10 protein-coding genes and 1 pseudogene are annotated in these 12760 nt (G+C 70.6%); 4 read left to right on the top strand and 7 right to left on the bottom strand.

Features of this window, described 5'->3' with window-relative positions; translation table 11 throughout:
- Positions 1-521: 521 nt before the first annotated feature.
- On the top strand, positions 522-1145 hold the full coding sequence (locus VET29_RS12525) for a hypothetical protein (protein WP_324919385.1): 624 nt from the start codon (positions 522-524) through the stop codon (positions 1143-1145).
- Between the two features lies 1 nt (position 1146).
- Here the strand turns inward: VET29_RS12525 and VET29_RS12520 are convergent, their stop codons facing one another.
- The 4 genes from VET29_RS12520 to VET29_RS12505 all read right to left on the bottom strand — a co-directional run bounded on the left by VET29_RS12520 (position 1147) and on the right by VET29_RS12505 (position 6411).
- Positions 1147-1917, bottom strand: coding sequence for a DUF4262 domain-containing protein (locus tag VET29_RS12520; protein WP_324919383.1), 771 nt, complete (start codon positions 1915-1917; stop codon positions 1147-1149).
- Between the two features lie 75 nt (positions 1918-1992).
- Positions 1993-5019 carry a helix-turn-helix transcriptional regulator gene (locus tag VET29_RS12515; RefSeq protein ID WP_324919381.1) on the bottom strand — a complete coding sequence of 1009 codons (3027 nt, stop codon included), beginning with the start codon at positions 5017-5019 and terminating at the stop codon, positions 1993-1995.
- A 316-nt stretch (positions 5020-5335) separates the two neighbouring features.
- The gene (locus tag VET29_RS12510; protein WP_324919388.1) at positions 5336-5530 is read right to left on the bottom strand and encodes a DUF397 domain-containing protein; all 195 of its coding nucleotides are present in this window, start codon (positions 5528-5530) and stop codon (positions 5336-5338) included.
- A 29-nt stretch (positions 5531-5559) separates the two neighbouring features.
- On the bottom strand, positions 5560-6411 hold the full coding sequence (locus VET29_RS12505; protein WP_324919379.1) for a helix-turn-helix transcriptional regulator: 852 nt from the start codon (positions 6409-6411) through the stop codon (positions 5560-5562).
- Between the two features lie 320 nt (positions 6412-6731).
- Between VET29_RS12505 and VET29_RS12500 the strand changes: the two genes are divergently transcribed.
- Positions 6732-7064 (top strand): hypothetical protein, encoded by a 333-nt coding sequence (locus VET29_RS12500; protein ID WP_324919377.1) that lies wholly within the window; start codon positions 6732-6734, stop codon positions 7062-7064.
- A gap of 368 nt (positions 7065-7432) precedes the next feature.
- Here VET29_RS12500 and dacB read toward each other — a convergent pair whose 3' ends face one another.
- The 3 genes from dacB to pyk all read right to left on the bottom strand — a co-directional run bounded on the left by dacB (position 7433) and on the right by pyk (position 11441).
- Positions 7433-8962: a D-alanyl-D-alanine carboxypeptidase/D-alanyl-D-alanine endopeptidase gene (gene dacB, locus VET29_RS12495; RefSeq protein WP_324919375.1), complete on the bottom strand. Its 1530-nt coding sequence runs from the start codon at positions 8960-8962 to the stop codon at positions 7433-7435.
- Between the two features lie 111 nt (positions 8963-9073).
- Positions 9074-9985, bottom strand: coding sequence for an acyl-CoA thioesterase II (gene tesB / locus VET29_RS12490; RefSeq protein WP_324919373.1), 912 nt, complete (start codon positions 9983-9985; stop codon positions 9074-9076).
- A 31-nt stretch (positions 9986-10016) separates the two neighbouring features.
- Positions 10017-11441, bottom strand: coding sequence for a pyruvate kinase (pyk, locus tag VET29_RS12485; protein ID WP_324919371.1), 1425 nt, complete (start codon positions 11439-11441; stop codon positions 10017-10019).
- 207 nt (positions 11442-11648) lie between these two features.
- On the opposite strand from pyk, the gene VET29_RS12480 reads away from it, so the two are divergent.
- Together VET29_RS12480 and VET29_RS12475 are read left to right on the top strand one after the other, a co-directional pair.
- Positions 11649-12047 (top strand): hypothetical protein, encoded by a 399-nt coding sequence (locus VET29_RS12480; RefSeq protein WP_324919369.1) that lies wholly within the window; start codon positions 11649-11651, stop codon positions 12045-12047.
- A 2-nt stretch (positions 12048-12049) separates the two neighbouring features.
- Positions 12050-12583 (top strand): annotated as a pseudogene (locus tag VET29_RS12475) (SigE family RNA polymerase sigma factor); the annotation flags it as partial.
- Positions 12584-12760: the final 177 nt, after the last annotated feature.

The following is a 12760-nucleotide window of genomic DNA, read 5'->3' as shown; positions in this document are numbered from 1 at the left end:
CACCGGCACAGGCCGCACCCGATGGACGATGCGCTGGAAACCAGTACTCAACGCCTTCGCCATCACCTTCGGTGACCGCTGGCCGGGAGCCGAAACCTACTGATCAACAACGCCGGACACACCGATCACGACACAGACCCGGGACTCGCGAAGTCCCGCGTGCAGGAACCCGCAGTTCGTGATGTCCGAACGCCGGACTCGCGAAGCCTCGTGTGCACGAACCCGCGGTTCGCTGTGTTTGAACGCGGGACTCGCGAAGGGTGGGGTTCGCGCGTTCGGCGCGGTGGCTCCGGTAGTCGGTGCCGAGCCTCGAGTGGCGGATCTGTGCACACCGGGTTCTGCACGAAACCGCAACTCGGTGTGGGCGAACGCGGGACTCGGGGTGTTTGGGTGCGGGACTCGCGAAGGGTGGCGCGGGACTCGGGAGTTGCGGCCCTAAGTGCTGCCCTATCGGCCATCGGATGGGTGATCAACGGGAAGTAGCGTGTTGGTGGGGGGTGTGCCGGTTGCGAAGGAGAGCCATGACGATGGCGGCATTGCTGCCCGAACCCCCACCTGTCGTGTTCGCGTACGCGTTGCCGGACGGGCCCGTGGCCGGGGCGGCCGTGGACATCGGGCACGTGACGGTCACCATTGGGTTGCTGCTGACCGGTGATCTGGAGGTGCTGGCCGGGTCCGGGCCGGCGGACGTTGGGCGGGTGGCCGGCGGCCGGGTCCGGGCCGGCGGCCGGGTGGACGCCGGGCCGGTGGACGCCGGGTGGGCGGACGTTGGCCGGGTGGCCGCGCTTGCGGCGCTTGGTGCTGTGGCGAAAGGGGTGATGATCCGCGGGCTTGGGTCGGCGACGCCCAGGGTTACCGCTGCCGGGCATCGGTTTACCCAGCGGCACCATGACTTTCGGGCGCCGAACACTGTCATCTCGGGCGGTGAGTGCGTGATCGACATCGCCGGACGGCATGCCGGTGTGGCCGTGACCGTGAGCGGGCAGGTCGACTACGCGCTGGAGGTCACGGCCGAGCGGCCGCCGTCGGCCACCGCGCCCCGGGGCTGGTTCCGCCGGCACGAGAAGGAGCTCGCGTCCATCGGGCTGGTCCTGCTCGTCGCGACACCCATCGCGCCGGTTCGGCTTGTGGTCAAAGAGGAATAGGTCACTCCACTCTGGACCGGGACCAGTTGCCGTCGGCCTCCTGCCGGGCCACGTAGCCCAGCGGCAGGTCGGCGAAGTCGCACACGTACGGGTGGTCCGCCACGACGTGCCGCAGGTGCACCATGCCCAGCTCCTCCCGCTCGGAACCGTCCAGGAAGCACCACGAGCCGTCCGCGCCGTGGATGACGCCGGCCACCGGCGCCGACCCGTCGATCACCCGGCGGGAACCGAGCACCAGCGAGTCCGCCGCCGCGCCGGCGAACGGCGAGTCGACGAGCAGGTCCAGCCGCGTCCACAGGCTCGGCGGGTGGTCGTCCTTGGGCAACCACAGCGACGGCTGCCGGCCCACCGACGTCAGCTCCGGCCACTCCAGCTGCACCATCGGCATGGGCCGCTCGCGGTAGAAGTCGAGGCCGTACGCGAACAGGTCGGGGTGCCAGGACGGGTGCACCGGCCGCACCGTCAGCGGGTACCCCGCCAGCACCCCGTCGATGGACGTGCCGGGACGTAAGGAAAGTCCTTCGTGCACAAGGGATCCCACGCGGTTCACCCAGTGGTGCATGTCCGTCACCCGTAAGCCGAACACGCACACCTCGGGCGCACCCATGGTGTGCCACATCCCGACGCTGTACGCCCAGCCGGGGTACTCCGCCTCCTCGGGCAGCGCGACGACGCTCCACCCGTGGCTCTTCACATGCCACGCGATGTCGCGCAGGTACTCGTCCATCTCCGCCGGGTCGTCGTCCGAGCAGAGCCAGCACTCGCAGTTCACGCGAAGAACCTAGACCCGAGCACCGACAGTGTTGCGCGGCTCCTGGTGAGCGGGCCCGTACCCGCTCACCACCACTCAGGCGTGCTGCTCCTCGAGCAGGCCACGGTCGTACGCGATGGCGACCGCCTCGGCCCGCCGGGTCGCGCCCAGCTTCGCCATGATCCGGGACAGGTGCACGCTCACCGTCTTCTCGCTGATGAACAGCTCGTCGCCGACCTGGCGGTTGGTCCGGCCCAACGCGACGAGCTTGAGCACCGACCGTTCGCGCGGGGTGAACGGGTCGAGCGCCTCGCGTGGCGCCACGCCGTCGGTCAGCGCGATGCGGCCGCGGCGCGCCAGCTTGCGCAACGCGTCGCGCAGCGGCCGGGCCTCCAGCCGCTCGGCCACCTCGTCGGCCGCACGCAGCGCGCGCGTCGCCTCCTCCCGGCGCTCCGCGCCCAGCAGCGCCTCGCCGAGCCGCCACCGGCACACGGCCTGCTCGTACACCGCCCCGTAGGAGAACGCCTCGACCGCCTCCGCCCACAGCGCCGGATCGGCGGGTCCCCGCAGCCGGCTCAGCTCGGCCTCGGCCCTGGCGAGCCACGCCAGTCCCTCGGGACCAAGCGAACCGGTGCGTGGCCGGCCGAACTTCGCGGTCTTGCGGGCCAGTTCGACCAGCCGCGTGCCCTCCTGGACCGCCGCGTTCCGCTCCGCCTCGTCCTTGCGCCGTGCCGCCCGCTCGGCCAGGTCCGCGTACAGCGCCACGCCGAGCGCGCCGAACCGGATGTTCACGAGCTGGTACTGCCCGCCGATCCGCTCCGCCCAGTCCAGCGCGTCACGGACCAGCTTCACGCCCTCCTCGGTACGGCCCTGCCACAGCGCCAGCTCGGCGCCGGTGGTGCCCATGGTCGCGCCGATCTGGAAGTCCCGGTGCCACTCCGACCGCAGCTCGGTGGCGAGCCGCGCCGCCTCGACCAGCCGGCCGCGGCTCACCATCACATAGCTGCCGACCGCCGCGAGCCGCGCGGACACCGTGTTCGACACCCGCGTGCCCGGCGGTTCCGCGGCGGCCTCGCTCTCGCCCCAGTCGCCGCGGGCGTACCGGGCGATGACCTTGATGGCACGCAGCTCGAACCCGTAGGTGCTCCAGGCCAGGCCGGTGCCGCGGGCCCGTTCGATGCCCTCGTCGATGATCATGACGGCGTCGTCCAGCTCGCCCTGCTCGTAGGTGCTGAGGGCGAGGTAGTGCCGGGCCCGCAGCTCGACGCTCAGCTCCCCTTCGTCGCGCGCGAGCTCGATCGCCTCCCGCAGGCGGGCCCTGCTCTCGACGGTGCGCCCGTTCTGCTCGTCCAGCGCCGCGAGGGTGACCAGCGCGTCCGCGACCACACCCTGCTCGTCGCACGCCCGCGCGTCCGACACGGCCAGCTCGGCGAACTTCCGCGCCTCCTCCGGCTCCCGCATGCTGCGCAGGATCAACGCGTACACGGCGAGGATCCACGCCTTCTCGCAGTTCGGGGGCGCCCCCTCGACGATCTTCCACGCCTTCTCGATGGTCTGCCGCGCCTCCTGCTCCCGGCCCTCGAGCACGAACAGCGAGGAGGCGAGTCTGCGGCGCATCATGGCCGCCGTCTCCCGGTCGCCTGCCTCGTCGGCGAGCTTCACCGCCGAGCGCGCGAACGACACGGCGCGTTCCGGGTCGCCCGACCTGCCGGCCATCCACGACGCCTTGCGCAGCAGCGTCACCTCGTCCATGCCGGGCGGCCGGTCCTCGGACGCGACCGCGTCCCACAGCTTCAACGCCAGCTCGTAGTGTTCGAGCGACTCCGCGGGCGCGCCGGCGGCCTGCGCCTCCTTCGCCGCCGTGACGGAGGCGGACAGCGCCTGCGGCAGCTGGTGGCTCTCCATGCTGTGGTGGGCGAGCGCACCCGCCGCGCCCCGCGGTCCCGTGGTGCTCGCGAGGTGGCGGGCGTACGCGGCGTGCAGCCGGACACGCTCGCCGGGCAGCAGGTCCCCGTACACGGCCTCCCGCAGCAACGCGTGGCGGAACACGTAGAAGTCCATGCCCTGGTGCTGCCGCGCCACGAGGACGTGGTGCTGCACGGCCTCCCGCAGCGCCTCCTCCAGCTCCGGCTCGGACAGCTCGGACACCGCGAACAGATCGGCGTGCGGCACTCGGCGGCCCGACACCGAGGCGACCCGGACCACGTGCTGCGCGGTCTCCGACAGCCGCTCGACCCGCGACAGCAGCACGTCGACCAGGGTGGCCGGCAGGCTCTCGCCGTCCTCGGTGTACGCGGCGAGCAGCTCCTCGGCGAAGAAGGCGTTGCCCTCCGAGCGCGCGGCGACCTCGCGGACCAGGTCGTCCGGCAGTGCCTCCTCGGACATCGAGGTGACGAACAGCCGGGAGTCGGAGCTGTTGAACGGCGTGAGGTCCATCCGTTCCAGCGCGGGCTGGCGGAACAGCTCGGCGAGCAGCGGGCGCAGCGGGTGGCGGCGGTGCAGGTCGTCGCCGCGGTAGGTGCCGACGATCATGACCCGCTGCCCGCGCAGCCGCGCGACGAGGAACGACAGGAGGCGCCGGGTGGAGCCGTCGGCCCAGTGCAGGTCCTCGAGGACCAGCACGACCGGCGCGGTCGCGGCGAGGTCGGTGAGCAGCGCGTGCACCGCGTCGAACAGCTGGAGCTGGCCGATGTCCTGCTCGGGCCGGTTGCCGATCCGGCCGCCGACGCCCGGCACGACCGCGTTGATGACCGCGAGGTTGCTGTCCCGACCGTCGCCGGCCGGCAGCGTGACGTCGGGGAAGAGCCTGGCCAGCGCGGGGTGGGCGAGCACGGCCTGCTCGCGGTCGGGAACCTGCGACAGCGCCTCGGCGAACGGCAGGTAGGGCAGACCGGACTCGCCGGCGTCGAGACAGCGACCGGTGAGCACGACCGCGCCGAGGTCTCGCGCGACTGCGGCGAGCTCCTCGGTGAGCCTGGTCTTGCCGACCCCGGCGTCACCGGAGATCAGCACCGCGGTCGCGGTCCCCCCGGCCGCCTGGTCGAACACGGCCCGAAGCCGGTCCACCTCCCGGTCACGGGCAACAAGGGGTATTCCAGATCCCAGACGAGCCACGCCCTGCATACTGTCACGCCCCCCGGGTACGAGCGCGCGTCAGTTTCGAAGGGCGAGACGTTCGGTTCATCAGCGGCGTTCCCTGTCGGCGGATCCCGGTGTACGAGGGCCCACTGTCGTACTGAGGGGCCCCTGCCGGCATCGGGAGATCACGCACTCCTGCCCAACGAGGGGGTAAGGGACGAGGCTGGAAGGTGGCGACGGTCGTCGCCTCTGAGCGCCGAGGACGGAGCCGGCGCGGAAGCCGTGAGACGGGCCGTGCCCGTCGGTCGAACCGGTGCTCCGGGGTCAGGAGAGCACCTCTGCGGTCACTCAGGCGTCAGCCTCAGGCGTCGAGGCGGCCGTCCTTGACGATGCCCATGAAGGCACTCCAGCCCGCGTTCGCGAACGAGACGTGGCCCTCTTCTGGGTTCTTCGAGTCACGAACCGCCGCGCCGGCGCCGCGTACGACGAGCTCCACGCAGTCGTTCTGGGCGCCGCTGAAGCTGCTCTTGCGCCACCGTGTGTCGGAAAGATCCATCACACCCTGCTCCCTTCGATTTTCTTCCTTCAGGACATCCGGTCGGCTGTCCTGTCGATCAGGTCGACGGTGTCGTCTGGCTTCAACGCCGCCGCACGCAAGTGATCGAAGATCAACGAGTATCGGTGCACGTCCTCGGGCTGTTCCAAGTAGACACCCGACGTCGAGTACTCAACGTAAACCACATCGGGGTCCGCCTGCTCGGGGAAGCCGAGGATAAGGAACGGGCCTTCCATGCCGGCGTGCGCGCCGGCCGAGAAGGGCACCACCTGCAGCGTGACGTTCGGCAGCGACGACAGCTCGACCAGCCGCTTGAGCTGCTCGCGCATGATCTCCGGGCTGCCGACGACCCGCTCCACCGCGGCCTGGTCGAGTACCGCCCAGTACTCCGCCGGGTTGGACTCCTCGGTAAGCAGCTTCTGGCGGGACGTCCTGGCACGTACGCGAAGCTCCACATCGGCCTCGCCGATGTCCGGCCGGATCGCGCGGATCACCGCACGGGTGTAGGACTCGGTCTGCAACAGACCGGGGATGAGGAGCTGGTGGTGGGTGTGCAGGAACGAGGCGTCGGCCTCCAGGCCGACGAACGCTCCGGTGAACGCCTCGTTGAAGGCGTGCCACCACCCCTTCTTCCGGGCCTCTCTCGCCAGCTGCACGAGCGCCTCCCGCTCGTCGTCCTCGACGCCGTACACCTCGAGCATGTCCCGCACGTCGCGCGGGGTGACGCCGACGTGCCCGGTCTCGATGCGACTGATCTTGGAGGCGGAGCACTCCAGCCTGTCGCCGACCTCGTCGATCGTCAGGTTCGCGTTCTCGCGCAGCTCACGCAGCCTGGCCGCTAGCCGTCGGCGGCGCACCGTCGGACTGGGACCTCGCGACATGGATCACCTCTTCACTGGATGGTTCGCGGAGATGATGTTCTCACTTGGACACGATCACGAGGAAATCTCGCGAACGCGGCCCAAGCCTGCACGCTCACAGTAGGCGAACGCACGGTGCTATCTCGCTCTTCACCCAATCGTGTAGTGCAAGTTGCAATATGCGCGTGGCCCGGCGCAAGCTCCTAGGCAAGCCGGCGGCATCTCCAATGGCCCGATCGATCCAGTACCGCCCGAGCAGCAACTTGACGCGCGGTCACGTTGTCGCAACTCGAACCGGTACAGGATAGGTCCGTCCGCGCTACACACCTAGGGGAGTCACGGTGAGTAGTCCAGTTTTTGGACAGCTCGAAAGTTCGCTGAGCGACTACCTGACCGACATCACCCACCGGGGCCGGTACGGCGACGAACACTCGGTGGCGTCCGTCGCACGTTTCGAGCTGCCGCGCCTGGTCGAGGCGTTGAAGGCGGTGCTCGACGAGCACTCACCGGACGAGTTCGGTCGCTGTGCGAACTGCCGCACCAGTAGGTTCGGCCGCTCGCCCGCCCCCTGCCGGGCCTACCTCACGGCCCACCTCTGCCTTGTGGTGACCGAGGAAGAGACGCCGGAGGAGCTCCCGCGGCCCGTCCGCAGACGGGTCGCCTTCGGCAACTGAGTACCAGAGTTCCGTGCCGCGGCAGCGCTCCCTGGGAACATCCCCCCGCGGCTCGGGTCGGACGACACGTCTCCCCACGTCTTCCCGTGCCGTCCGGCATGTGGCGGGTTCGGGACCCTTCCCCCCCGACCGGTCCCGGACCCGCCCTCTTCCCGGCATTCGACTCCCGCGAGTGCCGTGGCAGGCCGTCCACAAGTGAGGCCGCTAGTGTCCCGCGCCGGAAATCAGGCAACCAATTCAGCGGCCCAGCTTCCCGCCGGCGGCGTTGCCGGTCCGCCCAAGTACGACCCAGTACGAGGACGAACCGGCGCCTTGCCAGCAGAAACCCGGATCCACCCACTCAATCACCGCATCTCCGGCGCGGGACACTAGCAGGCCTTCACCCAGCTGCACTCCACATCGGACGTCTGGCCCTCGAGGTCCGGCACACTCGTCGCGGTGCGGGCGGCGGCACTTCCTTCCTGTGCGAGCCGTATCGCCACGGTGTCCTCCATGGCCTTCAGGTTCACCCCGACGGCGTTGTTGGTCACCAGTGAGAACACCAACACCTGACCGTCCGCGGTCGTGGCGTACCCGGACAGGCTGCTCACGCCGGTCAGCGAACCGGTCTTCGCGTGTACCCGGCCCTCCGCGGCCGTCCCCTTCATGCGGTTACGCAAGGTGCCGCCGACCAGCCGGTCCGTCTTGCCCGCGATGGGCAGCGCCTCGTACCACTCGGGGAACCACGGCCGGCCGCGGGCGGCGCCGAGCAGCGAGGCCAGCTGGTCCGGCGAGATCTGGTCCATCCTGGACAGACCGGAACCGTCCCGGAGGGACAGTCGAGCGGGGTCGACGCCGTAGGCGGGCAGGCGGCCGGCCACGGCGGCGAGGCCGGCGCTCCAGGTGCCCTGGTTCTTCGTGGCACGGCCCATGGCCTTGACGAGGATCTCGGCATGCAGGTTGTTGGACAGCTTCAGGAACGGCACCAGCAGCTCACGCAGCGGCATGGACCGCCTGGTCGCGACCTTCGCGCCGGCGGTGGGGACCGCGCCCCTGGTCGTCGGGCCGAGCACCCGCACGCCGTGCCTGCCGAGCGCCGCCCGGAACAACGCGGCCGCGTAGCCGGTCGGCTCCCAGACCGCCATCCACTCGGACGTGGCCGCACCGTTCACCGGAATGGAACCGGTGACGGTGAAGGTGTTCGCACCGTGCACACGGTCGACACTGATCGTGTTGGCCGATCCGGCCGGTCCGGTGACGGCCGTGTTCGCGATGGTCACGTAGTCGGTGGGCGGTTCCGTGGTGACCTTCGCCTTGCCGTTCGCGCCGGGCTGGACCCGGACGATGATCGAGCCGGCGTCGTAGTCGGTGTCCGGGGCGGCGGTCAGCGCGGAGACCTGCGCGTCGTAGTAGAACGGCTCGTCGTCCCAGGCCCAGGACACGCCGAGGCGCACGTCGTCGAACCACGTGTCGTCGGCGACGAGCCTGCCGCTGACGAACCGGATGCCCTGGTCCGCGACCTGCTTGGCGAGCGCGTCGTAGTCGGCGGCGAGCATGGTGGGGTCGCCGGTGCCGCGCAGGTAGAGGTCGCCGTCCTGGACCGGGCCGTGCCGGCGGCCGGTGGTGTGGACGGTCGTCTCGAAGCGGTAGTCGGGGCCGAGGACGTCGAGCGCGGCGACCGAGGTGACCAGCTTGGCGTTGGAGGCGGGCTGCTGGCGCCGGCCGGCGTCGCGGCTGTAGACGGTCTGACCGTCGGCGGTGCGGACGACGAGCCCGACGTCGGCGCCGGCGAGCGCCGGCGCGGACAGGATGGTGTCGAGGTCGGCGGTGAGACCGGCCCGGTCCTGCGCGACGACGGGTGCGGCGCCACCGAAGACCAGGGCGATGAGGGCTAGGGAACCAACCAGGCGGGCACGCACGGGCGCCTCCAGGGTCGCAGGGGTGTTGGTGAAGAATCGTCCTACCCTGCAACCTTGCTGACAATCACCCACCACGGGTATGCGGTGCCGTGCCGGGTCCCCGGAGGGGGCTCAGTCCGGGACGATCCGGAGCAGCCCCTCCTGCACCACGGTGGCGATCAGCGCGCCGTCCTGGGTGAAGAAGCGGCCCGTGGCCAGGCCGCGGGCGCCGGAGGCAGTCGGCGAGGCGCAGTCGTACAGGACCCACTCGTCGGCGCGGAACGGCCGGTGGAACCACATCGCGTGGTCGAGGCTCGCGCCGACCACGTTGTCGAAGCCCCAGTACACGCCGTGCCGCACGAGGACGGAGTCCAGCAGTGTCATGTCCGACGCGTACGCCAGCACGCACACGTGCAGCAGGTCGTCGTCCGGCAGGGTCCCGTCCGCACGCATCCACACCTGGTTGCGTGCCGCGTTGCCCTGACCCCGCAGCACCCACGGCGGGTCGGTGACGTACCGGATGTCGATGGGCCTGGGCATCCGCGCGATCGGGCCCAGCTTCTCCGCGTACTCCTTGATCGACTCCTGCCGCGACGGCAGGTCGTCCGGCGGCGGCACGTCGGGCATCGTCTCCGCGTGGTCGATGCCGGGCTCCGGCGTCTGGAACGACGCGGACAGCGCGAAGATCGCCTTGCCGTGCTGGATCGCGATGACCCGGCGCGTGGTGAACGAGCGGCCGTCACGGATGCGGTCCACCTCGTACACGATCGGCACGCTCGGGTCACCGCCGCGGATGAAGTACGCGTGCAGCGAGTGCACCTTGCGTTCGGCCGGGACCGTGCGGCCGGCGGCGACCAGCGCCTGCCCGGCCACCTGTCCGCCGAACACCCGGACGGTCGAGTGCGCCGGGCTCACCCCGCGGAAGAAGTTCTCCTCGATGCGCTCGAGGTCCAGGAGCGCGACCAGCCGGTCGAGCACGGGCTGGCCACGCATCGCCTGGGTTCCGTCGAGGTCAGCGGCTGCCTGACGGGCCGCTTCCGTCATGGGAGACCACCTTCCGAGCCGGACGAACGGCTCAGGCGTGATCTTCCTCCCCGAGCCGGTGGACCCGGATGAGGTTAGTCGAGCCGACCGTCCCCGGCGGCGAACCTGCGACGACCACCACGAGATCACCCGGCTGGTACCGGCCGATGGACAGCATCGCGTTGTCGACCTGGCGGACCATGAGGTCGGTGGAGTCCACCTCGGGCACCATGAACGTCTCGACGCCCCAGGTCAGCGACAGCTGGCTGCGTACGGACGGCTCCGGGGTGAACGCCAGGAGCGGCAGGTGCGTGTGCAGCCGCGCGAGCCGCCGGACCGTGTCCCCGGACTGGGTGAACGCGACCAGGGCCTTGGCGTTGAGGCGCTCGCCGATGTCGCGGGCCGCGTAGGAGATCACGCCACGCTTGGTGCGCGGGACGTGGGCCAGCGGCGGCGCCACCGTCGACTCGCTCTCGACCGCCTCGATGATGCGGCCCATCGTCCTGACCGCCTCGATCGGGTACCGGCCCACGCTGCTCTCGCCGGACAGCATGACCGCGTCCGCGCCGTCGATCACCGCGTTGGCGACGTCGGAGACCTCCGCACGCGTCGGGCGCGAGTTCTGGATCATGGACTCCAGCATCTGGGTCGCCACGATCACCGGCTTGGCGTTCTCGCGCGCGATCTGGATCGTGCGCTTCTGGACCAGGGGCACCTGCTCCAGCGGCAGCTCGACGCCCAGGTCACCGCGGGCGACCATGACCGCGTCGAACGCGAGCACGATGGCCTCGAGGTTCGATACGGCCTCGGGCTTCTCCAGCTTGGCGATGACCGGCAGCCGGCCGCGGCCGGCCCGGTCCATCACCTGGTGCACGAGGTCGATGTCGGCCGGGGAGCGCACGAAGGACAGCGCCACGAAGTCCACGCCGAGCTGGAGTGCGAACTCCAGGTCCTCGATGTCCTTCTCGGACATGGCCGGCACCGACACGTCCATGCCCGGCAGCGAGATGCCCTTGTTGTTGCTGACCTTGCCGCCCTCGGTGACCTCGCAGACCACGTCCGGACCGTCGACCTCGATCACCGTCAGGCCGATGTTGCCGTCGTCGACCAGCAGGCGGTCGTCCTTCTTGGCGTCCTTGGCCAGTCCCTTGTAGGTCGTGGAGACGCGGTCGTGGGTGCCCTCGATGTCCTCGACGGTGATGCGCACGACGTCGCCGACACGCCACTCGGCCTTGCCCCCGGCGAACGTGCCGAGGCGGATCTTGGGGCCCTGCAGGTCGGCCATGATGCCCACGGCCCGGCCGGACTCGTCGGCAGCGGCGCGCACCAGGTCGTAGACCTGCTTGTGGTCGCTCTGGCTACCGTGGCTGAAGTTCATTCTCGCGACGTCCATGCCGGCCGCGACCAGGTCGCGCACCTTCTCCGGGGTGGCTGTCGCCGGTCCCAGAGTGCAGACAATCTTCGCTCGTCGACTCACGGGGCCGTAGCTTAACCCTCCTCGCTGGAACGATCCTGAAGTACTGGTCGGTAACGGGAGGATCGATCCAGAAAGTTATCCGTGCGTTGGTCTGACGGTCTCCTGCTCGCACCGGAAAACTCGCTGCAACCCCCCACCCGCCGGCGCCCCTATCAACCGGTGAAGGGGCGCGGCAGCGGGCCACGCCCTCGGGACGAGGAGGACCCTTTGCCAGGACGAGGAGCACGGATCGGGCTGGTCGCGGCGGGTTTCGTGATGGTGGGCGCGGCGGTCACGGGGACGGCGATCGCCGCGACGGGCGGCCACCCGGCACCGGCGCCGCCGGCGACCACCGGACCCGCGACGACTCCGCCGGGGACCGGGGCGCCCGAGACCACACCACCGGCGCCGAACGTGCCGGAGACCACACCGGCGCCCACGACCAGGTACCCCGACACCACGCCACCCGGGACCACGCCACCCGGGACCAAGCAGCCCGCGACGACGCCGGCCGCGACCAAGTACCCGGAAACCACCCCGCCGGGGACGAAGGCGCCCGAGACCACGCCGACCGGAACCAAGCTCCCGGCGACCACACCGTCGCCGACGAAGAGCACGGCTCGGTGACACTGGACACCGTGAACCGAGATACCGGGCAGGGCTCGTCGTGGGACGACGAGTTCGCCCGGTATGTCGGTGCGCGGGCACGGTCGTTGCGGGCCACCGCGTACACGATGTGCGGCGACTGGCACCACGCGGAGGACATCACGCAGGTCGCGTTGCTCACGCTGTACCGGGTCTGGCCGAGGATCAACGACGAGACCCGCGACGCCTACGCCCGCAAGGTGCTGTTGCGGGTCTACCTCGACGACCGCAGGCGGTCGTGGCGCAGCCGTGAGCAGCTGACCGACGCGGTGCCCGACAACGGCGCGGAACCCGAGGGCTTCGAGGACCGGACGCTGGTGCTGGGGGCGCTGTCCGGCATGGCGCCCAAGCAGCAGGAAGTGCTGGTGCTGCGGTATCTGCGCGACCTGAGCGTCGAGGAGACGGCCGAGGAGCTCGGCGTGTCGACGGGGACCGTCAAGAGCCAGAGCGCACGCGGGCTCGCCACCCTCCGCAAGCGGCTCGGCCCGCACTTCCCGATGCTGGTCGCCGGGGCCGCGACCGTCGCGGCGATCATCGCGATCGTCCTCGGCATCGCGTTCGCCAGCACGCCACCCGGCCCGGTCGTGCCGGCCGTGCCACCGTCGGAGACGACGACACCGCACACCACACCGGACACGACGCCACACACCTCGCCACACACCTCGCCACACACCTCACCGGACACCACGCCGGGA

It is taken from the genome of Actinophytocola sp. (genome assembly GCF_035634895.1).
GTDB lineage: Bacteria > Actinomycetota > Actinomycetes > Mycobacteriales > Pseudonocardiaceae > Actinophytocola.
The sequence above is the reverse complement of the archived record's forward strand: the minus strand, read 5'-3'. Positions and strand labels throughout refer to the sequence as shown.

Coding starts and splice junctions, on each gene's coding strand:
- VET29_RS12525 (WP_324919385.1), top strand. CDS start 522: ATGACGATGGCGGCATTGCTGCCCGAACCCCCACCTGTCGTGTTCGCG.
- VET29_RS12515 (WP_324919381.1), bottom strand. CDS start 5,019: ATGCAGGGCGTGGCTCGTCTGGGATCTGGAATACCCCTTGTTGCCCGT.
- VET29_RS12510 (WP_324919388.1), bottom strand. CDS start 5,530: ATGGATCTTTCCGACACACGGTGGCGCAAGAGCAGCTTCAGCGGCGCC.
- VET29_RS12505 (WP_324919379.1), bottom strand. CDS start 6,411: ATGTCGCGAGGTCCCAGTCCGACGGTGCGCCGCCGACGGCTAGCGGCC.
- tesB (WP_324919373.1), bottom strand. CDS start 9,985: ATGACGGAAGCGGCCCGTCAGGCAGCCGCTGACCTCGACGGAACCCAG.